21 protein-coding genes and 1 tRNA gene are annotated in these 24,954 nt (G+C 63.2%); 11 read left to right on the top strand and 11 right to left on the bottom strand.

Annotated features, from left to right (window positions below; translation table 11 throughout):
- Window positions 1–103: 103 nt before the first annotated feature.
- Window positions 104–1,018 (top strand): energy transducer TonB, encoded by a 915-nt coding sequence (locus CV013_RS08865; protein ID WP_102154896.1) that lies wholly within the window; start codon window positions 104–106, stop codon window positions 1,016–1,018.
- Between the two features lie 28 nt (window positions 1,019–1,046).
- Here the strand turns inward: CV013_RS08865 and CV013_RS08860 are convergent, their stop codons facing one another.
- From CV013_RS08860 to CV013_RS08835, 6 genes are all read right to left on the bottom strand, one after another.
- Window positions 1,047–2,066 carry a DUF2804 domain-containing protein gene (locus CV013_RS08860; RefSeq protein WP_102154895.1) on the bottom strand — a complete coding sequence of 340 codons (1,020 nt, stop codon included), beginning with the start codon at window positions 2,064–2,066 and terminating at the stop codon, window positions 1,047–1,049.
- Between the two features lie 156 nt (window positions 2,067–2,222).
- The gene (locus CV013_RS08855) at window positions 2,223–2,975 is read right to left on the bottom strand and encodes an SDR family oxidoreductase (protein WP_102154894.1); all 753 of its coding nucleotides are present in this window, start codon (window positions 2,973–2,975) and stop codon (window positions 2,223–2,225) included.
- Between the two features lie 193 nt (window positions 2,976–3,168).
- Window positions 3,169–3,702, bottom strand: a complete 534-nt coding sequence (locus tag CV013_RS08850; protein ID WP_223805183.1) for a GNAT family N-acetyltransferase — start codon at window positions 3,700–3,702, stop codon at window positions 3,169–3,171.
- Window positions 3,699–4,913 carry a DUF445 domain-containing protein gene (locus CV013_RS08845; protein ID WP_102155179.1) on the bottom strand — a complete coding sequence of 405 codons (1,215 nt, stop codon included), beginning with the start codon at window positions 4,911–4,913 and terminating at the stop codon, window positions 3,699–3,701. Before CV013_RS08845 ends, CV013_RS08850 begins: the two co-directional genes overlap by 4 nt.
- Window positions 4,914–4,990: 77 nt before the next feature.
- On the bottom strand, window positions 4,991–8,407 hold the full coding sequence (locus CV013_RS08840) for an efflux RND transporter permease subunit (RefSeq protein WP_102154893.1): 3,417 nt from the start codon (window positions 8,405–8,407) through the stop codon (window positions 4,991–4,993).
- Window positions 8,408–8,419: 12 nt separating this feature from the next.
- Window positions 8,420–9,589, bottom strand: coding sequence for an efflux RND transporter periplasmic adaptor subunit (locus CV013_RS08835; protein WP_102154892.1), 1,170 nt, complete (start codon window positions 9,587–9,589; stop codon window positions 8,420–8,422).
- A gap of 430 nt (window positions 9,590–10,019) precedes the next feature.
- Between CV013_RS08835 and CV013_RS15685 the strand changes: the two genes are divergently transcribed.
- Window positions 10,020–10,178, top strand: a complete 159-nt coding sequence (locus tag CV013_RS15685; RefSeq protein WP_198591842.1) for a hypothetical protein — start codon at window positions 10,020–10,022, stop codon at window positions 10,176–10,178.
- A gap of 2 nt (window positions 10,179–10,180) precedes the next feature.
- On the opposite strand, the gene CV013_RS08830 is transcribed toward CV013_RS15685, so the two are convergent.
- From CV013_RS08830 to CV013_RS08820, 3 genes are all read right to left on the bottom strand, one after another.
- Window positions 10,181–10,265: transfer RNA gene (locus CV013_RS08830), tRNA-Leu, on the bottom strand.
- A gap of 428 nt (window positions 10,266–10,693) precedes the next feature.
- Complete coding sequence (locus tag CV013_RS08825) at window positions 10,694–10,975, bottom strand: integration host factor subunit beta (RefSeq protein ID WP_102154891.1); 282 nt, start codon at window positions 10,973–10,975, stop codon at window positions 10,694–10,696.
- A 184-nt stretch (window positions 10,976–11,159) separates the two neighbouring features.
- Window positions 11,160–11,507 (bottom strand): GntR family transcriptional regulator, encoded by a 348-nt coding sequence (locus CV013_RS08820; protein WP_102154890.1) that lies wholly within the window; start codon window positions 11,505–11,507, stop codon window positions 11,160–11,162.
- 238 nt (window positions 11,508–11,745) lie between these two features.
- Here CV013_RS08820 and CV013_RS08815 point away from each other — a divergent pair, with 238 nt between their 5' ends.
- The 6 genes from CV013_RS08815 to CV013_RS08790 all read left to right on the top strand — a co-directional run bounded on the left by CV013_RS08815 (window position 11,746) and on the right by CV013_RS08790 (window position 18,477).
- Window positions 11,746–13,326, top strand: a complete 1,581-nt coding sequence (locus tag CV013_RS08815) for a peptide MFS transporter (protein WP_102154889.1) — start codon at window positions 11,746–11,748, stop codon at window positions 13,324–13,326.
- 73 nt (window positions 13,327–13,399) lie between these two features.
- A complete protein-coding gene (locus CV013_RS08810) occupies window positions 13,400–14,776 on the top strand; it encodes an amidohydrolase (RefSeq protein WP_190276460.1) in 1,377 nt (458 codons plus the stop codon).
- Window positions 14,773–16,077, top strand: a complete 1,305-nt coding sequence (locus CV013_RS08805; protein ID WP_190276459.1) for an amidohydrolase family protein — start codon at window positions 14,773–14,775, stop codon at window positions 16,075–16,077. Before CV013_RS08810 ends, CV013_RS08805 begins: the two co-directional genes overlap by 4 nt.
- A gap of 7 nt (window positions 16,078–16,084) precedes the next feature.
- Window positions 16,085–16,582, top strand: coding sequence for an FKBP-type peptidyl-prolyl cis-trans isomerase (locus CV013_RS08800; protein ID WP_223805182.1), 498 nt, complete (start codon window positions 16,085–16,087; stop codon window positions 16,580–16,582).
- A 581-nt stretch (window positions 16,583–17,163) separates the two neighbouring features.
- Window positions 17,164–17,904 (top strand): NnrU family protein, encoded by a 741-nt coding sequence (locus CV013_RS08795; RefSeq protein WP_321196966.1) that lies wholly within the window; start codon window positions 17,164–17,166, stop codon window positions 17,902–17,904.
- Window positions 17,905–17,925: 21 nt separating this feature from the next.
- The gene (locus tag CV013_RS08790) at window positions 17,926–18,477 is read left to right on the top strand and encodes a pseudouridine synthase (RefSeq protein WP_102154887.1); all 552 of its coding nucleotides are present in this window, start codon (window positions 17,926–17,928) and stop codon (window positions 18,475–18,477) included.
- 31 nt (window positions 18,478–18,508) lie between these two features.
- On the opposite strand, the gene CV013_RS08785 is transcribed toward CV013_RS08790, so the two are convergent.
- Entirely contained in the window at window positions 18,509–19,672 is a 1,164-nt protein-coding gene (locus CV013_RS08785) for a cupin domain-containing protein (protein ID WP_223805181.1), read from the bottom strand.
- A complete protein-coding gene (locus CV013_RS08780) occupies window positions 19,669–19,935 on the bottom strand; it encodes a hypothetical protein (RefSeq protein WP_102154886.1) in 267 nt (88 codons plus the stop codon). The genes CV013_RS08785 and CV013_RS08780 overlap by 4 nt, the downstream gene beginning before the upstream one ends.
- Window positions 19,936–20,014: 79 nt before the next feature.
- Here CV013_RS08780 and CV013_RS08775 point away from each other — a divergent pair, with 79 nt between their 5' ends.
- From CV013_RS08775 to CV013_RS08765, 3 genes are all read left to right on the top strand, one after another.
- The gene (locus CV013_RS08775) at window positions 20,015–21,886 is read left to right on the top strand and encodes an ABC-F family ATP-binding cassette domain-containing protein (protein ID WP_102155168.1); all 1,872 of its coding nucleotides are present in this window, start codon (window positions 20,015–20,017) and stop codon (window positions 21,884–21,886) included.
- 742 nt (window positions 21,887–22,628) lie between these two features.
- The gene (locus CV013_RS08770; RefSeq protein WP_223805180.1) at window positions 22,629–23,684 is read left to right on the top strand and encodes a phosphatase PAP2 family protein; all 1,056 of its coding nucleotides are present in this window, start codon (window positions 22,629–22,631) and stop codon (window positions 23,682–23,684) included.
- Window positions 23,685–23,717: 33 nt separating this feature from the next.
- A complete protein-coding gene (locus CV013_RS08765) occupies window positions 23,718–24,713 on the top strand; it encodes a gliding motility protein GldB-related protein (protein ID WP_102154885.1) in 996 nt (331 codons plus the stop codon).
- Window positions 24,714–24,954 lie beyond the last annotated feature (241 nt).

Raw genomic sequence — 24,954 nt, 5'->3', positions numbered from 1 at the left:
GGATCATATCCGGGGCGACGAAGGATAATGTGAATTTCGTTCCCACGTCACTGGACGATGGTCCAATTGGAAGGGGGGACAACGCGCAACAGTGGGGGGTCTTATGAAAATCGTGTTCGCGTCCTTGGGCAAAGGTGTAATCGCGTGTGCATTGTGTCTGGCACCATTTCACGCGTCACTGGCGAAGGAAAAGGAACCACTGCTCCTGTCCCCTTCATCGAAGTGGAACCTCAATTATGCCGACGATAGCTGCAAACTCGCTCGTTTTTTCGGGACTGGCGATGATAGGGTGGCTGTGACAATATCGCGGTTCGAATCGGGCAATTCATTTCACCTTGCCGTTGCGGGCAAACCACTAACCCACTTCTCGGCCGACCATATAACAATGGCTTTCGGGCCTGACGGAGGATCGCTGAATCGCGGTTTCATGGCTGGTTCGCTCGGCACTTTTAAACCCGCTCTGTTCGGCAGTTCCGCGCATCTGCTGAAACGGGACGACAACGACAATTACGAGGAACACGCGGCAAATACTCTGCGAGACTTACAGACCCCGCCAGCAGCGGATGAAGAGGCCGCTATCCAGTGGCTGGAAGTCCGCCAGAAAGCGCGCGCACCGGTGCATATCGAACTCGGTTCAATGGGGCAGCCGATGGCCGCTATGCGTAAATGCACCGATGAATTGATGACTCACTGGGGTATTGATGTGGCCGCTCATCGCCAGCTTGCCAATCTTCCTATCCCGACTAAATCGCCCAACAAGTGGCTAACTTCGGCAGATTACCCGTCACACCTTCTGGCCCGCGGCGCGCAAGGAATTATCCAGTTCCGGCTCAGCGTCGATGCCGATGGCAAGCCGACCCAGTGTCATATTCAGCAATCGAGCCGACCCGAGGGGTTCGACAGGGCTGTATGCAAGGCGCTGATGAAACGCGCGCGATTCGAACCGGCCCACACGCGGGACGGTAAAGCCATCGCTTCGTACTGGCGCAATACAGTTAGATTCGTAGCGGGACGTTAGAATAGGGTGAGCAACAACCCTAACTGCCTCACCAGCGGTTGTGCACTCGTTCTGCGAAACCAGTCAGCCCGCTGATATCGAGCGCGGTGCCATCGTCGAGTACCGCGCGACCCGCGTATCGCCCGAACACCTGATGCTGATCGGACAGGATCGGGCCCAGCGCGGCCCGGCTGCTGCGATCGACGATCGGGGCGAACTCCATTTCGAACCGCCCGTCGTCGCTGGTGGAGTGCCAGTTGGCGGCATCCAGCGCCCCGTCGGGCAAGTGGAAGGTCACTTCCCCCAATTTGTGCGCGCGGCCATCGAGGAACAGCATGTTCTCGCTCGCCGCCGTGGTATCGCCAAAGCCATAACCGATGTTGAACCCAAACCTGCGCCCTTCGTGCAGGCCGGAAGCTGAGCCCCAGTACCAGGTATTGTCCCAGGTCCACACGCCCCGGCCCCAGTCGAGCACGGCAAAGGCAGCGGCAGGCGAAAACGCGATATGCTCATCGCCCAGCACCACCTCGCCCGTTGCGGGCATACAATTGATTTTCTGATTGTAGTAGAATGCCTTGGGCGCACTGGCGAACGGGGTCGCGATCACCATCCGATCGTCTGCCGGTTGTTCCAGCCAAATCTCGCCTGATAACCCTTTGCCCCCGGCAAATCCCGGTGCCGAAAAAGAGAGGCGGCGACCGCCGCGCTCATGGTGAAAAGCGATACGGGTATCGCCTTGCTGCTGATCGATATCGCCCGCCTCGGCGCTGGGCGGCAAACGCATCCGCCCGAACGGAAACGCCCGCATGGCACCGTGGCTTTCCGCTGTCCCTGCGCGCAAATCCATCCACGAAAGCCCGAGAAAACCAAGATAGCCATTATCCGCGACAGTCAGCGCCAGAGCGTGATCGTCGTCTGCAATGCAGTAGTAATCCCACTCCTTGATCCGCCACCCGCTCGCCGCGATGGCGGAGCGGTCGTAGCGGCGCACTTCGGATCGGGCCCAGCCGCGTTCAATCAAGCGCCCGTGGGCATCAAGCAGATCCCCGGTTCCCATCTGATGCTGCATCGCTCTCTCCCCCTCAATCCCCGCCCTATGGGTCGCGTTAACAACGGACGGCGCCCAAACATTATCGCTGGCAGATCGCGTAGATACCTTGGCTCAGGCAAATCACCAAGTTGAACGAATGCGGCATTTCGCTTTTCGTAGGCGACACCTGCATCGTCAGATCTTCACCGCCGCGTTTCCACCATCGGCCCACAAGGCTGAACCTGTGACGAAGCTCGACATATCGCTGGCCAGGAAGAGCGCCGCCTGTGCGATCTCCTCGGGTTCAGCGATCCGTTTCATGGCATGAAGGCCAGCAGCCCATTGGCGTTGTTCGGCATCGCCGGCCATTTCGGTCGCTGTCCCTCCGGGCAGAAGTGCGTTGGCCCGGATTCCCGTTGCGCTGTAATCTGCCGTTATCCCTCGTACCAGGCCCATGAGGCCAGCTTTCGCCGCGCCATATGCGGCCATCCCCGGCAAACCGGCACTGGTGCCCACGAAGCTGCCAGTAAAGATCAGCGTTCCCGCTCCGCGCGCCTGCATCGCCGGAATCTGTGCACGTGCGCCCAGAAATGCGGCTGTCAGATTTGTCGCCAGCACATCCGACCATTGCTGAAGTTCCATTTCTGCGAGTGACGACATGGCACCGACTGTCCCCGCATTGTTGAACGCGATATCCAGGCCACCAAAGGCGGATTGAGCGACAGTCACTGCTTCACGATGTGTGCGCTCGTCCGTGACATCGCCTGCGACAGCCATTGCATGCCCGCCGGATTCGACGATTTCATCGACCAATTGATCCAGGCGATCCTGTCGGCGTGCAACCAGAACCACCGCCGCCCCGTGCGCGGCAAACAATGTTGCTGCCGCCCGGCCTATTCCTGAACTCGCCCCGGTAACTATGGCAACCTTGCCCTCTATCAGCCTCATTCTGCAACTCCATCTGTTGAAGTGGAGTCTTTAGGGATAGCTGTAGGCCGGGCCTTCCCGTTTTCTGCGTTCAAACTGGTAACCGGGCCTCACCCGCTTCCGCGTTCTTTCAGATGCCGATAGGGTGGCATGACCTTGAGAGGTTGATTTCAGCCTGCCTGACAACCGCACCATCGCCACCCGATACGGTCCGCTAGCCGACAGCGTCCCGCCTGAACAACTGAACTTGCACCCCATCTGGCAGTTCGGCCAGACGGGTTTTGGCAAACCCCAGTTTACCCGCCAGCATCATCGACGGATCGTTGCCCGGTTCGATCATGCAGACCACATCGCGTGGCCCATGCACCTCGTCGAACCATGTCAGCGCAGCACGCATCGCTTCGCCCGCGATCCCCTGGCCGACATATTCGGCGGACAGAATCCACCCGCATTCTGGCATATCGTCGAAATCGTCGCCCAACCCGCGCCAGGAATGGAATACCCCGCAATTGCCGATCACTTCGGCTTTTCCCCGCAAGCGGACCATGAAACTGCCGTAACCGTGGAGGAACCAACTGCCCCCACCCCGTTGGAAGCGGAGGAAGTGATCGGCCCGGCTCGACATCGGGCCGAGATAGCGATGGGTGCGCGGATCGGAGATGATGGCGAACATCTGCGGCTCGTCTTCCGCGCGCGGCCGCCATAGTTCCAGACGCTCTGTAACGAGGAGCGGTTCGGTATCGGTCACAGCAACATATCCAGTGCATGGATGGTCACCCCGACCAGCCCGCCAACGAGAGTGCCGTTCATGCGGATGAATTGCAAGTCACGCCCCACCGCGCCTTCGATCCGGTCAGTCACTGTGCGGGCATCCCAGCGACGCACAGTTTCCGACACGAGCTGCACGATCTGCCCGCCATACCGGGTGGCGATGCCCACTGCCGTGCGCCGGGCAAAACGGTTGATCTGCGCTTGCAGACGGGTGTCCTGCTGCAATGTCGCACCCAGCTCGGCAATGCTCTGCCCCAGTTGCCCCGACATTGCGCCATTGCCGTCGCGCGCAGCGGCGATCAGCGATGCGCGCAGCCGTTCCCACACACCCAGCCACCAATCGGCCACAGCCGGGTTATCCAGCAGATCCCGTTTCGCCTGCTCCACCTTAGCGCGCAGCTTTTCATCCTGCCGCAAATCGCTGGCGAGCGATACCAGCCCTTCATCGAGCTTGGTCCGCAGCGGATGGGCCGGATCGACCAGAACTTCGGCCAGCAATTTATACAGCCCGTCGATCACCGAATTTGCCAGTCGCTCGTCCAGTCCGGTCCACCGGACGATCGCGTTCGCGCGTTCGTGGATGATCTGACGAACCATATCCTCGTTCGCTTCCAGAGTGATGCCGGTCCAGCGGATCGCGGCGTCGATCAGCGGCAGATGCCTGCGGTCGGCAATCGCCGCGTCGAGCATCTGGCCAAGCAGCGGAGCGACTTCGACCCGCTCTGCCATTGCCTTCAGACCGCCGCGCACTTGCGTACCCAGTCGTTCGGGATCGAGCGATTCGAGGAATTCGGCCAGCAGCTCCGCCGCCCCCGCCCGAATGCGCGAACCGCCACTGGCGCTATCGGGCGGTGTCGCAAGATAGTCGCCCACCGCGCGCGCCAGATTCATTTCCTGCATCCGGCGGGCCACCACCGTCGGCGTCAGGAAATTGTCACGCAGAAACTGCGCCATCGTATCGGCGATACGATCCTTGTTTTCAGGGATGATCGCGGTGTGCGGGATCGGCAGGCCGAGCGGGCGGCGGAACAGCGCAGTAACGGCGAACCAGTCTGCCAGCCCGCCAACCATCGCCGCTTCGGCAAAGGCGCGTATGAAACCCACTGCGGGATGCACATGCAGATAATGGCTGCTGGCGACAAAAATCGCCGCCATCACCAGCAACATGCCGGTTGCCGTGCGGCGCATAGTCCGCGCCCGGTCGATTGCAGGTGCCGTGCCCCCCATGCGCCTGAAACGCACGAGGGAAGACGGGGTTTCCCCGCTCACTCCGCCGGATGGCCCGGATGGCCGTGGTGCGGCATGACCACGTTCTCGTCACCCGGCTTGTATGTGAGGAAGCGGGTCCGCAACCACGGGCCGAGACGTTTTTCGAAGCCATCGGCCAGACTGAACCCGGCCGGGATCAGAACCAGCGTCAGCATCGTCGACAGCAACAGGCCGCCGATCACCACCACGCCCATCGGCGCGCGCCACGCACCGTCGCCCGACAGCGACAGCGCCGTGGGCACCATGCCCGCTGTCATCGCGACAGTCGTCATCACGATTGGCTGGGCACGCTTGTGCCCGGCATCGATGATCGCTTCCTTTTTCGGGACGCCTGCAGCCATTTCCTCGATCGCGAAATCGATCAGCAGGATCGAGTTCTTCGCGACGATCCCCAGCAGCATCAGCAGGCCGATATAGACCGGCATCGAAATTGGCTGACCTGAAATGCCCAGCGCCAGCAACCCGCCCAGCGGAGCAAGCAGCAGCGAAGTCATATTGACCAGCGGCGACACAAAGCGGTGATAGAGCAACACCAACACCGCGAAGACCAGCAAGACACCGCTAACCACCGCGACGAGGAAGTTATTGATCATCTCCGCCTGCCATTTGTCTTGCCCGACCGGCTTGTTCGAAACGCCTGCAGGCAGATCTTTCATGGCAGGCAGCGCGTTGATCTGATCCATCACCGGCCCTTTGACCGCGCCCGGCCCAAGGTCGGCGCCAACGATCACGCGGCGCGACTGGTTGTAACGCTGGATCTGCGTAGGCCCTGCGCCAAAGCGGATTTCCGCCACGCGCGACAGCGGCACCGATCCGCCGCTGGCCGTGGGAACGGGCAGATTGCGGATCGTCGACATGTCCCGCCGCGAATTTTCAGGCAACAGTACACGGATCGGGACCTGCCGATCGCTGAGCGAGAATTTCGCTGCATTCTGATCGATCTCGCCCATCGTCGCGATGCGGATCGTCTGACTCAGCCCCGCGGTCGTTACGCCCAGCTGCGCCGCCAGATCCAGACGTGGTACGATCAGCAGTTCGGGCCGCTGCAAGTCAGCCGCGATCCGTGGGGCAACCACACCTTTCACGCTACGCATCTGTTCGACCAGCTTCTGCGCGGTCTTGTCCAGCACTTCGGGATTGCTGCCGGACAGCATCACCGTAATATCGCGCCCGCTGCCACCACCGCCGCTGTTTTGCGACTGGAAGCTGACCCGGGCATCGGGGATTTCCTGCAATTCGGGCGCAAGCCGCCGTTCGAATTCGACGCTGGTTGCCTTGCGGTCAGCTGCCGGTTTCAGCGCAATATAGAGGCTGCCTGAACCCTGGCGCGCGACTTCGGTGACGCGTTCGACTTCGGGCTGACTTTCCACCAGCTTGGTCACCCGATCGGTGACGCTCTCGGTTTCCTGCAGCGTGGTGCCCGGCACCATTTCGATGGAAACCTGACTGGTGTCCTGATTGATCGATGGCTGGAACTGCTGCGGCAAGCCGGCCAACAGCGCGATAGTGATGATCAGCGCATAGACACCAAGGCCAAATGCGTAGAGGCGATGATCGCGCATTCTCGCCCGCGTTCGCGCACCCAGATTACGCATATAATCGCCCAGCGTACCCATCGCGCCGATAACCAGTGTCAGCAGTTTCGCCACGATAATACCTGCGGCCAACATCACGAACGGCGCGATAATCGCTGCCGGGATCAGCGGAAGTCCGGCACCCATCAGCAGCTGGAAGGTAAGCTGACCGACAATCACGGTCGCCGCGATAATCGCCACAGCCACCAGCGCGACCACGATATAATACCACCAGCGCGCCGGATGGCGTTCCAGCCCGGCACGCATCGCCTCGGCCTTATCGCTGTTCAAAGTCCAGCGCAGGACTTTCATATAGGCGTCCATCATGCGCCCTTCGCCGTGCGCCGCGACCCCGTGCGCCTTGAGGAAATAGGCCGCCACCATCGGCGTTATCATACGCGCCACGGCAAGGCTCATCAGCACCGCGACCACCACGGTCAGACCAAAGGCCTTGAAAAACTGGCCCGAAATACCCGGCATCATGCCCACTGGCAGGAACACCGCGACAATCGAGAATGTCGTGGCCACCACCGCCAGACCGATTTCGTCTGCGGCATCGATGGACGCCTGATACGCGCTTTTGCCCATCCGCAAGTGGCGGACGATGTTCTCGATCTCCACGATGGCGTCATCGACCAGCACGCCCGCCACCAGACTGAGCGCCAGCAGCGAGAGCGAGTTGAGCGTGAAGCCCATCAGATCCATGAACCAGAAAGTCGGGATGGCCGACAGCGGAATAGCGATGGCGCTGATCAGAGTGGCGCGCCAGTCGCGCAGGAACAGGAACACCACCACGATGGCCAGCAGCGCCCCTTCGATCAGCGCTTCCATCGAGCTGACATACTGCCCTTCGGTATAGACGACCGGCGTGAACAGTTCGGTGAAGTGAACCGAAGGGTTATCTTGTTCGATCTGCTTGAGTTTTTCCAGCAGTTCGTCGTGCACGGTCACGTCGGAAACGTTGCGCGCGCGCTGAGCCGCGAAGGTCACCACCGGGCGACCGCGCAATTTGGCTACGCTGGTCTGTTCCGATGTGCCATCGGTCACTGTCGCGATATCCGACAGTTTGACCGTCCGCCCATTGCCGATATTCACCCGCGTATCGCGCAGGTCATAGGCGGTTTTGGCATTGCCGAGCACGCGAACCGACTGGCGCGAACCGGCGATTTCCGACTGACCGCCCGCCGCATCGATATTGACCTGCCTCAGCGCAGCGTTGACCGAACTGGCAGTTACACCCAGCGACTGCATCCGCGCAGGATCGAGCACCACGCGAATTTCGCGGTCTGCGCCGCCGTTGCGGCTGACAGAGGCCATCCCCTCAATCGACAGCAAGCTTTTCGATACGGTATCGTCGACGAACCAGCTCAGCTGCTCCATCGTCATATCGTCGGCAGAGGCGGCATACACGCCGATGAAGCCGCCGCCGTTGATTTCGAGCTTGCGAACCTGCGGTTCCAGAATGCCATCGGGCAGATCGCTGCGGATCTGATCGACAGCATTCTTCACTTCGTTCGTCGCGGTGTCGGGATCGGTTCCAATGCTGAAATTGACGACTGTCTGCGACGAACCCTCACTGGCGGTCGAGCTGATGTCTTCGACCCCGCTGATGGAACGGATCGCCGATTCGACTTTCTGCGTGATCTGCGTTTCGATCTCGGTCGGGGCAGCGCCCGGTTGACTGACGACCACCATCACCGCCGGGAACTGAATGTCCGGCATGTCGGTCACGTTCATCCGCATGAACGACAACATCCCGGCGATCAGCAGCCCTGCGAACAGGACAATCGGAATCACCGGATTACGGATCGACCAGGCGGAGATATTGCGCAGGTTCATCGTCCGCGCCCCTTACTTGGCCCTGGCCGGTTTGACCTTGTCGCCGGGGTTGAGGAACCCGCCTGCACGCAGCACGACCTGTTCTGTTCCGCTGAGACCTTCGGTCACGGCGATGCCATTAGCGGTCACCAGCCCGGTCTTCACCGGGCGGCGCACAACGCGATCTTCCTTACCGATAACATAGACATAGCTGCCCTTGGCATCGTTCAGGATGGCCGATTCGGGCAACAAAGGAGCAGAAACCGCACCGCTGTTGAGCGTGGCCGAGGCAAACCCGCCGGGGCGCAGTTCGGGGGCATAGGCCAGGGCAATACGCGCTTCGCCCTGGCGGCTCTGCTGATCGATAGTGGGCGCAATCTGCCACACCTGCCCTTCAAAGCTCTTGCTGCTGCTGACCGGAGTAACAGTGGCAATCGCGCCGACGTGAACCTTGGCCAGGTCTTCTTCGCCGAGCATGGCCTTCAATTCCATCTCGCCGCCTTTAGCGATAGTAAACAACGGTGTACCACCACCAGTGACACTCTGTCCCGGCTCCACCGCGCGGGTTAGTACCAGCCCGCTTTCCGGGGCGTAGATGTTGAGCCGGGCCGTGCGGGCCTGCAGTTCTCCCAGCGTCGCGCGGGCAACCTGCACACGGGCGCGGGCGGCGTCACGGGTTGAGGTGAGGCGATCGACGTCGGCTTTCGAGATGAACCCGCGATCAACCAGCTTCAGCGCACGATCGAGATTGGACTGTGCCAGATTGAGATCTGCTTGTGCGACACCGATTTGCGCGCGGGCACCGTCGATCTGCTGCACCTGTACCGAACGGTCGATCACGGCGAGCACCTGCCCCTTGCGGACCCAATCGCCTTCATCGACCGGCACAGATACGACACGGCCGCCTTCGCCCACCGAACCGACCGGGATTTCACGGCGCGGTGCCAGTGTGCCGGTGGCTTCGATCTGGCCTTCTACCGTTGTCTTTCCGGGGGTTACGACAGTGACGCGGGGGATTTGCCCGGCCTGGTCGCTGGCCAGTGCATCGGCATCTTCGCCCGAACCGTGCATAAAATAATACAGCGCACCGATCAGCACGACGGCGGCAATCGCACCGATGATCGCAAGGCGACGCGGGCGCGCGGTTACGCCTTCCGTTTCAACGGCTTGCGGTTCGGATTCTACGGTCGATTCGTAATTCATTGGTTGCGCGATGCCGCCCCCGGATCATGTGTTCGCTGCAATAGCCCCTGGGCGCAAAGCCCGATAGTGCCATTTGCAATAGACGGGGTGCTCATTCAGAGCAATCGCGCGTTCGACCGGCGACATTATCGCCCGACGAGCGGCAGATGTACTTGATTGTGCAGATGGAATTCCGCGCTCCACCATTACAGCATCGCGCGACCGGAGCGGTGGGGCGATCACGGAGACGCCGGAGTTACACACCCCCTTCACCTCTATATGCGAGGTCTAACCAACTAAAAACAAAGTACTTTCCACCAGTTGCCCGATCATAGAGCGACAACTTCACGAATAGCCCCGCGCACTGGCCCGACAAAGCGTCGCTTTCGCCAGACACACGTCGTCAGAGGCATGCTTGGCGCCAGAATCGCGGTTTCGACCCTAAAATCGCATGCGAAGCAGGCCGAATCGGCCATTGCCATCCGATCCCCGATCAGCATTGCCCGATCCCGCGACCGGGCGGCCTGCCGGGTTGAGCAGGATGGCGATCATCAGCCAGGACCGGCAGCCGGTGCGGCGCCAGTACGACGATGGTGCGGTCACGGTGTAGCATGGTGCGGGTGGCGGGACTCGAACCCGCACGAGCAAAGCTCAGGGGATTTTAAGTCCCCGGCGTCTACCATTCCGCCACACCCGCGCCGCGCCCGCCCTTTATCGCGGGCAGAGCGAACCGCACAAGACCTGTCGGCCAACGATCCCCTGCCGCCGCATATTATGAATGCCCGGCCCGACGCACAGGCTGACACAAAGCCCGACCGCCCAGCCCGCCAGCAGAGGCGACCGAACAGGGGGCCATATAGCCCGGCCCGCTACGACCGCGCCCGTGCCGTCAACCCGCATCGGCGGCGGACATCGCGCCCACTCACCTCACCCGCCACGCACTACCCCCACAACGCATAGCCCACGCGCCGCATCGCACCGGAAACGGGCGCGGCGGTTCGTGGAATACCGGATGGACGGGGACGCAGTGGGACGCATCGCGACGGTGTGCCCGGCAGAACCCCTGCCCGGGCAGCAGGCGGCCATACCGCCTGCGAACACCCGCCCGCGATTACATGACTTCGATCACGCGTCGTTGATAAGCTGACGCATGTCCTTACCAGGTTTGAAATAAGGGACTTTTTTGGCCGGAACTTCCACCGCATCGCCAGTGCGGGGATTGCGGCCCTTGCGCGCGCCGCGCTCACGCGTCGAAAACGCGCCGAACCCGCGCAGTTCGACCCGGCCACCTTCGGCCAGTCGCTGAGCAATTTCGTCGAAGAAGATATCGACGACCTGTTCTACCTCTTCGGCACGCAGCTCCGGATTATCCTTGGCCAATGCCTGAAGCAGTTCGGATCTGATCATTTTTTCCAATACTCCCGACCGCCACCATCCCACATAGCGATCAGCCCCATCATGGGCAGTTAAGCGACCCTGCGAAACTTATCGTCAGCGGGCATAAACCCGCCGACAACGCCCGATTTGCCAGACGTAACACGATTACGCAACACCGATCTTCACCCGCAGGTGCGGCGAATAAGTCTTAAAATCAATGCTCTGTTAACCCGAGAAGTTCGGCCGGATCGATCCCCAGCCGCCGGATGCGCGCGTGGATTTCGGGCCATTCGCGGTCGATGAAACGGGCCCGTTCCGCCCGGCGCAATTTGTCCGCCGCACCCGGCACCACCCGCATGCCGACGCCGCGCTGCACTTCGACCAGACCGTCGATCTGGAATTGCTGATAGGCCTTGGCCACCGTCAACGGATTGGCCCCCTGTTCGGAAGCGAATGCGCGGACCGAAGGCAACATGCCCCCTTCTGCATAGCGCCCTTCGATGATCGCCGCGGCGATCATATCGCGCAGCTTGAGGTAAACAGGGCGGCTGCTCTGGCTCATGCGAATTAATCCCTTCGAGGGTGCGTCAGTGCCATAATACACCGTGTCGCGTCAAGCGCACCGACAGCGAGGGCTATCGTCATATAAACGGGGATACAGGCAATAATCAGTCAGTTGCGAGTGAAACTAGCGCTTCACACACGCGATTGATCCGTTAGTGTGCGCGGCTTCGCGACACATGGCCTTCTCGATGGGGGGAGGGCGTTGCAGACACATACTTCATGGGGTTGCATCACGCATGACAACACAAACACTGCCCGACGGGGATTCAGCAGGTACATTCCTCGGCCATCCAAAAGGGCTGTTCGTCCTGTTCTTCGCGGAGATGTGGGAACGCTTTTCGTATTACGGAATGCGCGCACTGCTGATCCTTTATCTGACCAAGCACTGGCTGTTTTCCGATAGCGAAGCCGGGGTTATCTACGGCGCCTATACCGCGCTGGTCTATATCACCCCGGTGCTAGGCGGATATCTGGCCGATAAATATCTGGGCCAGCGAAAGGCCGTACTATACGGTGCCGTATTGCTCACCTTCGGCCATTTCCTGATGGGTTTCGAAGGGGATGGCGGACAAGGCGGCGCGGCGCTCAATCTGTTCTGGCTGGCGCTGGCCTTCATCATCGTCGGCTCCGGCTTCCTGAAAGCGAATATCTCGGTGATCGTCGGGCAGCTCTATCCCCGCACCGATACGCGCCGCGATCCGGCCTACACCATCTTCTACATGGGGATTAACCTCGGCGCATTCCTCGGCTCTTTGTTGTGTGGCTATATCGGGGAAACCTATGGCTGGTCTTACGGCTTCGGTCTGGCCGGTTTCGGCATGTTGCTGGGTCTGGTCGTATTCGGGCTGGGCAAGAACCTGCTGCTGGGCCGGGGCGAACCGCCCAAACCACTCAGCAAAATGGCCGAACTGGGCCTGTATGTTGTTGGCCTGCTCACAGTGGTTCTGTGCTGGTGGATGGTCCAGAATCAGAGCGTGGTCGGCGTATTCCTCGGCGTATTCGGCGGCCTGCTGGTCGCTTATGTCATCGGCACCGCAGTCATCAAACTGCCTTCGGAAGACCGGGATCGCATCTTTGCCGCGATGTTCCTGATTCTGGTGTCGATCGTGTTCTGGGCGCTGTTCGAACAGGCCGGCAATTCGCTGAGCCTGTTCACCGACCGGCAGGTCGATCGCAACTTCTTCGGCTGGGAAATGCCCGCTTCGATGTTCCAGTCGCTGAACGCGGCCTACATCTTCCTGCTGGCCCCCGTGTTCGCGTTTTTGTGGACCGCTCTGGGCCGGAAAGGCATGGAACCGTCGGCTCCGTTTAAATTCGGACTGGGCGTGATTCAGGTCGGCCTCGGCTTCCTCGTGCTGGTATGGGGCGCACAGTCCGCCGGGATGGATGCCGCGGTGCCGGTGGTCTTCATCTTCCTGATCTATCTGCTGCACACCACTGGCGAACTGTGCCTCAGCCCGGTCGGCCTTTCGGCAATGAACCGTCTGGCACCGGCGCATATGGCATCGCTGATCATGGGCGTGTGGTTCTTCGCATCGGCCACCGGCAACTTCGCGGCGGGGCTTATTTCGTCCGCCGCAGGTGGCGAAGGGCTGGAAGGGGCGGAAGCTGGCAAGGAACTGGTGCTCAGCGTTTATACCACCGTTGGCTGGTATGCGATGGGCATCGGCGTTCTGGTGCTGCTCGTCAGCCCGCTGATCAGGAAGCTGATGCACCTCGACACGCTGACCGATGGCGATCCGGCAGACGATCTGCTGGGTCAGAACGAAGTCGGCGAACCGCAGGGGCCGGGCGCGCATCCGGCGACACGCCACTGATAGCAGACTGAAAACGAAGGGCGCGGCCAGCCGGTCGCGCCCTTCCCATAACGGGGCCCATTCGGGGGAAAAGATGAAACTTACGGGATCGTTCATGACAGCGGCGGGCGCACTGGCGCTGGCCGCATGCAGCACCACCGCAGACGGCGGCGAAACGCGCAGCGCCAGCGCGGCGCCCGCCAAGGCCACCGCCAGCAGCGATGCACCCTATCCGTCCACCTACAAGCCCTATCCCGGCGCGCCCACCGCGCTGGTCGGGGCGACGGTGTTCGATGGCACGGGCAAGGAAATCGACAACGCCGTCGTGCTATTCCGCGATGGCAAGGTGCAGGCAGTGGGCACCGGGCTGGACACCGCCGGTTACACCGTGATCGACGGCACCGGCAAATATGTGACCCCCGGCATTATCGATATTCACAGCCATCTGGGCGATTACCCCAGCCCCAGCGTTTCCGCCCATTCGGACGGCAACGAAGCGACCAGCCCGACGACGCCCGAAGTGTGGGCGGAACATTCGGTGTGGCCGCAGGATCCCGGCTTCACCCGCGCGCTGGCCAATGGCGGCGTCACTACGCTGCAAGTGTTGCCCGGATCGGCCAACCTGATCGGCGGGCGTTCGGCCACGCTGAAAAACGTGCCCAGCCGCACAGTGCAGGGGATGAAGTTCCCCGGCGCGCCCTATGGCCTGAAAATGGCCTGCGGCGAAAATCCCAAGCGGGTTTATGGCAGCAAAGGGCGGATGCCCTCCACCCGGATGGGCAACTTCGCGGTCGATCGCCAGACATGGATCGACGCGCAGGGCTATGATGGCAAGAAGCGCAATCTGGCCAAGGAATCGCTGAAGGGCGTGCTCGACGGCAAGATACTGGTCCACAACCACTGCTATCGCGCCGACGAAATGGCGCTGGTGATCGATATGGCCAAGGAAATGGGCTATAAAGTGACCGCCTTCCACCACGCGGTGGAGGCATACAAGATCGCCGATCTGCTGAAAGAAAACGACGTGTGTTCCGCTGTGTGGGCCGACTGGTACGGCTTCAAGATGGAAAGCTACGACGGGATTCCCGAAAACGCGGCTTTGTTGCAGAATGCCGGGGCCTGCGTGGTGATCCATTCGGACGATGAGAACGGCATTCAGCGGCTCAATCAGGAAGCGGCCAAGGCGCAGGCCGCGGGCAAGCGGATGGGGATCGATATTCCTGACGCGCAAGTGGTCCGCTGGCTCACGCTTAACGCGGCAAAGGCGATGGGCATCGATGGCCAGACCGGCAGCCTCGAAAACGGCAAGATGGCCGATGTGGTGCTGTGGAACGGCAACCCGCTCAGCGTCTATTCCCGGCCAGAGAAAGTGTGGATCGACGGCGCGTTGCTGTTCGATGCCGACAATCCGAAAATGCGCCCGGTCAGCGATTTCGAACTGGGACAGCCCGGCATGGGAGACGTGAAATGAACCTGCGCCGCGTAACAGGCTTCGCCCTTGCCGCTACGGCAGCGGCCCTCTCCGCTCCGCTCGCGGCACAGAACGTCGCGATCACCAACGCCACGCTGGCGGTGGGCGATGGCAGCGAACCGGTCGAAAACGCCACCGTCGTGGTGCAGAACGGCAAGATCGTCGCCGCCGGGCCGGGCGTGGCCGCGCCTGCCGGGATGGCAGTGATCGATGGCACCGGCAAATGGGTCACCCCCGGCCTGTTCGCCGCGATGACTCAGCTCGGCCTCTACGATGTCGATGGCGTGCGCGAAAGCAACGACAGTTCGGGCGGCCGTTCGCCGTTCAGCGCCGCGCTCGATGTGACGACCGCGCTCAACCCCGCGTCGCAGCACGTGTCGGTCACGCGCGGTGGCGGGATCACGCGGGCCAGCGTGTTCGTCGGCCCCTCGTCCGCGATTTTCGGCGGGCAAGGCGCTGTGGTCGATCTCGGCGCGGACCCGAACATGGTGATGCGCCCGCGCGCGTTTCAGGTAGTGACGCTGGGCGAATCCGGCGGGCGGATCGCCGGTGGCACACGGCTTGCCGCGCAGGCCGCCTTCCGCAACGCATTGCAGGAAGCGCAGAACGCCGTGGGCAAGGCCGACCGGCCGGGCGACGTGCTGCTCAACCGCCCCGATGCGCTGGCGCTGGTGCCGGTGGTGAAGGGGGAGCAACCGCTCTATGTCGCGGTGGAGCGGGCGGCGGATATCCGCTCCGTGCTCGCGCTGCGAAACGAATTCCCTAAGCTCGACCTCGTGATCGTCGGCGCGAGCGAGGGGTGGATGGTCGCCAATGAACTCGCCGCTGCGAAAGTGCCGGTGATCGCCCACGCGCTCGACGATCTGCCGACCAGCTTCGAAGATCTCGCCGCGACGCAGAGCAACGTGGGCCGGATGGTGAAGGCCGGGGTAAAGGTCGCTGTCGGCGGCCTGACCGGCGGCACCGGCGATCAGGCGCGCAATTCGAAACAGTTTGCCGGCAACCTCGTCGCGCTAAACAAACTGCCCGGCGCTACGGGCCTCACCTGGGGGCAGGCGCTGGCGACGATTAGCTCTGTCCCGGCGGAAATCGCCGGGTTCGGCGGCAAGGCAGGCGTGCTCAAACCCGGCGCGGTGGGCGACGTAGTGCTATGGGATGGCGATCCGCTGGAACTGTCGTCTGCCCCGGTGAAGGTGTTTATCGACGGGGTCGAACAGCCGACCGACAACCATCAGACGAAGCTGCGCGAACGCTACCGCGATCTCGATACCAGCCAGCTTCCCAAAGCATACGAGTGGTAAGCAGGCGATGATCGACAAGACCGCTTTGATGGCAGTGGGCGCAGCGATCCTCGCCTGCCTCGGCTATGTCGCGTTGCGCGCGGCGGAACCCGCGCAGACGCAAGATCCGGCGTGGCTCAACAAACAGCAGCTCGCACTAGCCGAACGCGCAGCGCAACCGGGCTGGCAATCGCTGCCCGGCGGCCTGCTGTGGAAGCGCGTGGCAGGCGACGGTTCGGGCAAACACCCGACGGTGGAGGACGTGGTCTCTGTCGAATATACCGCGAAGCTGAGCGACGGGACCGTGATCGACACGTCGGACGGCGGCCCGCCCGCGACGTTCCCACTCGGCAAGCTGGTGCCCGCGTGGCAGCGGGCGATCCCCCAGATGGGCGTGGGCGACACGATCGAAATCGCGTCCCCGTCGGACCTCGCCTATGGTCCGAAGGGCAAAGGTCCGGTGCCGGGCGGAGCGACATTGCTGTTCACCGTGAAACTGGTCGGCATCGGCAGCGGCGCGGAGTAGCCGGGAGGGTCGGTTATCCTCCGCATCTCGCTTCGTCATTGCGGACGGAGTGAAGCAACTCATGGCCTGACGTCTCTGCCATCGCGGCGGTTGTGGTGGGGGCGACGGCGAGCCATGCATTGCCACGTCGCCTGCGGTTCCTCGCAATGACGAGGGGGGATACGCGCGATGGTATTGGTCAACCATCGGCAGGGTACCCCCCTACCTACGAACCAAATCCACTCCGTGTCTTTGCGTCTTCGTGTGACAAGCTTTCACCTGACGGCCGCCCAAAGAAGCGGTTGCGATGGGGGCTGACGGCGGGCCATGGGTTGCCACGTCGCCTGACGGCTCCTCGCAATGATGAGGGGGCGCGGAGGGGGTGGCTTAAGGCCCTCCCCTCCTTGCAACAGCGCAATCGCGCCCGGTGCGACGATTATTACGGTGAACTGCGCCTTCACTACGTTCGGTCCGATTGACATCAAGCCATAACGGCTTGCAAATAAAGGCCTGCTTCGCTGCCGCCACGCCATTATCCGAATGGCGCATCGGTCGCGCATGACAGGCCCGTACCGGGACACAGGAGGAGACGCGATGCAACGGTGGCAATCGATCCGCTGCCCATTTCGGCAGCCACGGCGCTTCCTATCCGCAACGGGGCACGGCTGTTGAGCCCCGCTCTTACTCAACTGCTGTTCGCCGCGATTGCCTTTGTCGGCACGCATTTCGCTCTGTCGCACCCGCTGCGCGCGCCAATCGTGCGGCGAGTGGGCGAACCGGCGTTTCTGGGCATTTATTCGCTGGTCGCCTTCGCAACGCTGGGCTGGATGGTGGTGGCCTTCCGCGCCGCGCCTGCCGCCGATCTGCCGGGCAGCGGCGACATGGGCTGGGCCGTGGCCAGCGTGCTGACCGTGCCCGCGCTGGTGCTGTTCCTCGGCTCTTTGTCGAAAAATCCCGCGCTGCCCAATCCCAGAACACAGGCTGCCATCAACCGCGCGCCCACCGGGGTATTCGCGGTGACGCGCCACCCGATGATGTGGGGCTTCGCATTGTGGGGGGTCGCGCATATCGTGCTGTGGTTCGATATCCGCACGCTGATCGTGGCCGGGGCGATCACCTTCCTCGCGCTGGTCGGCGCGCATATGCAGGATCGCAAGAAACGCCGCCTGCTGGGCAATGGCTGGGCAAGCTGGCAATCGCGCACATCGTTCTGGCCGCGCTGGCACAAGCTGTTTTCCGCCGGATGGCTGCTGTGGGCTGGCGCGCTGGTGCTGTGGCTGGTGCTGACGTTCGCGCATATGCCCGGAGCGGGGGTTCCGGCGGGGATATGGCGCTGGCTATAGGACGCAGGCTATAGGGCGCGGATGGCCCGCCTGATCCTGTTCAACAAACCATACGACGTTCTCTCGCAGTTCACCGACCGGGGCAGCGAGACGAAGCGGTGCACGCTGTCGGATTTCGTCGCTGTGCCCGGTGTCTATCCCGCCGGGCGGCTCGACCGCGATAGCGAAGGGTTGCTGCTGCTGTGCGACGATGGCCGCTGGCAGGCGCGCATCGCCGATCCGCGCTTCAAATTGCCCAAGACCTATCTGGTGCAGGTGGAGGGGGAGCCGGACGATGCCGCGCTGGCTGCACTACGCCGCGGAGTCACGCTGAAAGACGGGCCGACCCGCCCTGCCGAGGCCGAACGGATCGCCGCGCCCGACCTGTGGCCGCGCGATCCGCCGATCCGCGTCCGCAAGACCGTGCCCGACACCTGGCTGCGCCTGACCATCCGCGAAGGCCGCAACCGGCAGGTGCGCCGGATGACCGCCGCCGTGGGGCACCCGACGCTGCGACTGGTGCGCTGGTCGGTCGGCGAATGGACGCTCGACGGAATTGCACCGGGCGAATGGGTGGAGCGTGATCTGAGTTGAACCTCAATCCTCCTCCTCTGGGGGGGAGGATTCAGGTTTCTTCGAAGGCGAGTGCGCCTGTGTTGAGCAGGTCGCGGATCAGATCGTGCGCCGCGCTGTCCACCGCGTCGGCCTGCACCGTTGGCGCGGCGCACAGCGTTTCGGCAAAGCGCGCTGTCGGCCTCGCACACGGATATACCTCTCCATCGACGAACAGCGTCACACCATCGGCTTCCCGCACAAAGGCAAACCGGCTGGCGGGGTTGCGGATCAGCGCGGCGCCCTGCGCCAGCGCATCGGCCACCTCCCCATCGGCAAAGGGTTCTTCCGGTCGCCAGTCGATCTCCGGGTTTTTGGGCGCAGTGGCATAGCCGCCGAACCAGCGAGCGAACCCGGCGCTGTCGTGCAGCCCTTCGGTCGCCAGAGCATGCAGCCGGGCCAGTGCCTCTGCCGGGATTTCCCCCGGATTGGCCGCCGGATCGAGCGTGGCGTCGGTATAGCGGCGGTCTTCGTCGATCTCGTCCAGCATATTGTCGGACCAGCCCGCGATCAGTTCGCAGCGCGACGGAGCGCGAAAGCCGACCGAATACGTCATGCAATCGTCGCTCAATGCCACGCCCTTGTGCGCCACGCGCGGGGGGACATAGAGAATATCGCCCGGTTCCAGCACCCAGTCTTCCACCGGTTCGAATTCGGCCAGCAGGCGCAAACCGTCATGCGCCAGCAACGGGGTGTCGCCATCGCACAGTTCGCCCAGTTGCCAGCGGCGCGTGCCGAGGCCCTGAATCAGAAACACATCGTACTGATCGAAATGCGCGCCGACCCCGCCGCCCGCCACGGCATAGCTGACCATCACGTCATCGATCCGCCAGTTGGGGATGAAGCGGAACGGTTCGACCAGCGCGGCCACTTCGGGCACGTAATGATCGACCGCCTGCACCAGCAAAGTCCACGGGGCGCGGCCCAGTCTGGAAAACCGATCTTCGGGCAGCGGCCCGTTTTCGAGGTTCCAGTCTTGCGATTCGAGCGTGATGAGGCGCGATTCGACTTGCGGTTCGCATGCCAGGCCGGCCAGCTCGTCCGGCTCCAGCGGATTGTTCCACTGGCCCCACGGGTTGCGAATCAGCAGCGGTTTGCGCTGCCAGTGATCGCGCACGAAAGTATCGACATCGAAACCGGGCAATCGGGCCAGCGTTGAAAGCGTGGCGTGCATCATTCGCTGTCCGGCATTTGCGCGGCCATCATATCCATCAGGTTGCGCGCCGCCTCGCGGTCGGCCTCGTCCTTGAACGCCACATCCAGATCGGGCGCGGCGTCGAACAGGTGGAGCAGGCTCCACAACGCGAACCGTTTGCCGCGATCTTTCTCCAGCCCGAAATCGACCTGCATCCGGTCGATCCCGGCAGGCAGGGCAGCGGGCGCGACCGCGCTCAGATCGAGGGTGCCGAAATAGCGCAGCATCAGATCGTTCATATCCATCCGCTGTCGGTAGGCGCGTTGGCGGGAGATGCAAAGCACCCCATTGGGCCTGACGCATACTGCTGCTATGGGCCGCGCCATGCTAACGATCGACGGCCTTACCGTCCGGCTTGGTGGCCGGCCTATCCTCGAACGCGCCAGTGCGGCGATCCCGCATGGCGCGCGCGTCGGCCTGATCGGCCGCAACGGCGCGGGCAAGTCCACGCTGATGAAGGCCCTGATCGGAGAGATCGAGCCCGACGACGGCACAATCGGCAAGCCGAGCAAGGCCCGCCTCGGCTATATCGCGCAGGAAGCGCCGAGCGGCGATACCACCCCGGAACAGGTCGTGCTGACCGCCGATACCGAACGCGCCGCTTTGCTGGAGGAAGCGGAAACCTGCACCGATCCGCACCGGCTGGGCGATGTGCATGAACGGCTGCTGGCCATCGACGCCTACAGCGCCCCGGCGCGCGCGGCCAAGATCCTCAGCGGGCTGGGTTTCGACGAAACGATGCAGCGCCAGCCGCTCGACAGCTTTTCAGGCGGGTGGAAAATGCGCGTCGCACTGGGCGCGCTGCTGTTTTCGCAGCCCGACGTGCTGCTGCTGGACGAACCGTCGAACCACCTCGATCTGGAAGCGACACTGTGGCTGGAGAATTTCCTCAAATCCTATCCGGCGACATTGCTGGTGATCAGCCACGAACGCGATCTGCTGAACAAAGTGGTCGATCACATCCTGCACCTGCAGGGCGGGCAACTGACGCTGTATAGCGGCGGGTACGACGCGTTCGAGAAACAGCGCGCCGAACGCGCCGCGCAACTGGCCGCGGCCAAGGCCAATCAGGATGCCCAGCGCGCCCGGCTGGCCGATTACGTCGCCCGCAACAGCGCCCGCGCCTCCACCGCCAAACAGGCGCAGTCGCGGGCCAAGATGCTGGCCCGGATGCAACCGATTGCCGCGCTGATGGAAGACCCGTCGCTCAGCTTCGATTTCCCATCGCCCGAAGAACTGCGGTCGCCGATGATCACTCTCGACAGCGCAGCAGTGGGCTATGCGGCAGACAAGCCGGTGCTGCGGCGGCTGGGCCTGCGGATCGATGCGGACGACCGGATCGCGCTGCTCGGCCGCAACGGCAACGGCAAGACCACGCTCGCTCGCCTGATCGCCGGGCAACTGGCTCCGCAGGAAGGGGCGATGAACGCCTCTGGCAAGCTCAAGGTCGGCTATTTCACGCAGTATCAGGTGGAAGAACTGTCGAGCGATTCCACTCCGCTGGAGCTGATGACGCGGGCGATGGATGGCAAGCCACCTGCCGCCGTGCGTGGCCAGCTGGGCCGGTTCGGCTTTTCCGGCAACCGGGCGACCGCGCTGGTCGAAACGCTGTCGGGCGGCGAACGCGCGCGGCTGGCGCTGGCGCTGATTACCCGCGATGCGCCGCACCTGCTGATTCTGGACGAACCGACCAACCACCTTGATGTCGACGCGCGCGAGGCGCTGATTCAGGCGCTCAATGCCTATGCCGGGGCCGTGATCCTGATCAGCCACGACCGGCATATGGTGGAACTGACGGCCGACCGGCTGGTGCTGGTCGATGGCGGCACGGCGAAGCCATACGATGGCAGTATGGAAGACTATATCGACTTCGTGCTGGGCCGGAACCAGCCGAAAAGCGACACCGCCGCCAAACCGGCGAAGGCCGCCAATGCCAACAGCGCCAAATCCCGCGCGCAGGCCCGTTTCCTGCGCTCCGAACTGGCGAAGGCGGAAAAGGCGATGGCAAAGCTGCAGGCCGAATGCACCGAGATCGACCGCGCGATGTACGAACCGGCCAACGCCGCCCGCCATCTGGCGGACATGGCGATGAGCGACCTGCTGGTGCAACGCGCCAAAGTGGCGGACAAGCTGGCCGCAGCCGAAGCGGCATGGCTCGATCTGGGCGAACAGCTCGAAACGACCGAGGCGGGATAAGCGCGCGCATATCGGCGCGGGCGCTTGTATGGGAGGGCAGACTGGTGCGGGACACAGGACGGCGGCTTCCAATCCCGCCACCCCGGCCCCGACCGGCCCCGACCGTCTGTCAAACTCGCAAACTCCTCCCCTCGTCATTGCGAACGCAGTGACGCAATCCAGGGCGAGAGGATGCTGCCCATCGCAGCGGTTGTGATCGGTGCAAGCGGCGGTTCGTGGATTGCCGCGTCGCCTGCGGCTCCTCGCAATGACGAGGGGAGGGGGTGGAGATAGCTTAGGCTCGCCCCCCGCCACCCGCGTCACCCCGCCCCCTGAACCGGGGTCCAGCTCCCCCATATGCGCGGCACGGAAGAACAGCGGGGCTCCGGATCAAGTCCGGGGTGACGGTGGTGCGGGGGATTTTCGCTGGCGTTGGCGGGTGGTGCGGGCTGCTAATGGGGCTTTCCGACACGTGGCTCACTTACTGCCCTGTCACCTGCCATTCTCCCCCGATCCTCGTCATTGCGAACGCAGTGAAGCAATCCATGACCTGACGGTTCCGCCCATCGCGGCGGTCGTGGCTGGGGAGAGGGCGGCCCATGGATTGCCACGTCGCCTGACGACTCCTCGCAATGACGAAGGGGCGGGGGCAGGGCTTTGAGGGACTGAGGGATAGTCCCCACCATCCGCGTCACCCCCGCCCGAATCATTGCAACACCCTCTGGCCCTGCTTCGCGGCGGTCGCTATAGGGCGCCGGCTTTCGTGGGCGATCCGGGATCGTCGCACGCGATCGCGTGGGAACCTTTGCCTGTGCCGATCAGCGTGTTGCATCCGAAACCCGGACGCGCGGAATCCGTCGATTCCGCTCGCTCCATTCCGCCTGGCTGGATCGTGGCCGCGCTGATCGCCAGCGTGCTCGCCACTGCGGCGCTGATGGCCTGCGCCCGCCTGTCTATCGCCCCGCTGGCCCCCGGCACACTGATATTCGTGCTGGTATTCGGCACGTTGGGCGCGTTCCACTGGGCATGTCAGCGCCCGCGCACCCGACTGGGGCAGGCGGTGCGCGATGGCACCGCCTACTATGGGCTGTTCATGGCATTTTCGCTGACCGGAGCGGTAGCGAGCTATCCCGTCGCCGCGCTCAGCAGCGGCTATGCCGATCCCGCGCTGCACCGGATCGATCTGGCGATGCAGTTCGACTGGCTGGCTTGGTATCGCACCGTGGCCCATCATCGCTGGCTGCAAATCGCCGGGCGCGTCGCTTACGAAACGATCTACTTCTCCCCCGCGATTCTGCTGGGATATTGCGCCCTTGCGGGGAAGCGGCGCACCGCGCACGATTTCATCGCCGCGACATGGCTGGCCGCGCTGATGACGCTGATCGCGTTCTACTTCATCCCCGCTATCGGCCCGCTCGGCTATCTGATGTGGCGCGATCCGGTGGCTTACCTGCCGATCAGCGACCTGTGGCAGCCGACATTGATCCCGTTGCTGCGCGCCCATGCCATTGGCCAGATCGACCTCGGCCATCTGGTCGGGCTGGTGTCCGCGCCCAGTTTCCACACCGCCGCCGGGGTGCTGATGATCGCTTATGGCCGGTCTTTGCCGCCGGTGCGCGTGGCTATGCTGGCGCTCAACGGCGCGATGTTGCTGGCGACCCCGGTGGAAGGGACGCATTATCTGATCGACATGATTCTGGGCGTTCTGGTGGCACTGGCCGCGCTGGCACTGGTCGCAGCGGGGCGCGTGGTGATGATCGCCCTCGTTCGCGGAAAGACACGCCGCAATCATCCACTTGCGCGCAGGTGTGTTACATAGCATACACACCCTCCAGTTTAATGGAGTGGGCCGTTGGTATTGATTCCTGCCTTGATCGCCGCCAGCATCGCGGCACAGCCCGCTCTCCCCACCGAACTGCCTCCGGCCCCCACCACGGATGCCGTCGATCCGCTGACCGCGCGCGTCGATGACAGCGCGGCGCAGCATTTCGCCCAGCTGTGGCGCGATACCGATGGCAAGCCGACCGCCGACCAGATCGAGGAACGTTATCTGCGCGACGGCGGGCGCGGTGTGGAAGTGTTCACCCCATATCGCATCCGGAACGCCGAACACCTCGCCACCACTGTCGCGAAGAACCCCGATCTTTATCGCAACGCGGTCGAACGCTGCCTGCCGTGGGTGGCCGATACCAATGCCGAACTGCGCGCCAGCTATCTGGCGCTGCGCGGCCTGCTGCCCGACCGGCCCCTGCCGCAAATCGCGGTAGTGATCGGGGCGGGCAACAGCGGGGGAACCGCCGACACCGGAATACAGGTGATCGGACTGGAGGTGCTGTGCCGCCTGTCACCCACCCGCGAATCGTTCAACGGCAAGATGCGCCAGTTCTTCGCCCACGAAACGGTGCACACGTTTCAGCCCCGGCCATCGGCGGAAGCCCGCAAAAATCCCCTGCTCGCCTCCGCTCTGGTGGAAGGGGTGGCCGATTACATCACCGATGTCGTTACCGCCCGCATACCCGATGCTGAGCGCGACACATGGGCGCGGGCGCGAGAGGCGCAAGTGTGGCGCGATTTCCAGCACGATGCCGCCATAGTGCAGGCCGGGATGGGATCCGATGGAAACGCCACTCCCGAAGCGGAGGCCGCCTATGGCCGCTGGTTCGGCAATGCCGGCTCCCCGCCCAAAGGATGGCCGAGCGAGCTGGGATACTGGGTCGGGATGCGGATCGCGCAAAGCTATGTCGCACAGGCGAAAGACCCGCACACAGCCATCGACACCCTGATCGACGCCGCCGATCCCGCTGCGATCCTGTCAGACAGCGGCTACGGCAACGATTTCGCCCGATAGCACGGTTTTTCCCGCCGCAGCCGCCCACCGAGTGCGATTGGCGGGGAGGTGGCAGAGAAATTCCACGCCCCTCCCCACGTCATTGCGAGGAGCCGCTGGCGACGTGGCAATCTATGGGCGGCCGCTTGCGCCCATCACAACCGCCGCAGTGGGCAGCGCCCTCTCGCCACGAATTGCTTCACTCCGTCCGCAATGACGAGTGGAGGAGTTTGCGAGTTTGGCTGACAATCGGGGGTGGGGT

Source organism: Tsuneonella flava, assembly GCF_002870965.1.
In the GTDB taxonomy this organism is placed as follows: Bacteria; Pseudomonadota; Alphaproteobacteria; order Sphingomonadales; family Sphingomonadaceae; genus Tsuneonella; species Tsuneonella flava.
The sequence above is the reverse complement of the archived record's forward strand: the minus strand, read 5'-3'. Positions and strand labels throughout refer to the sequence as shown.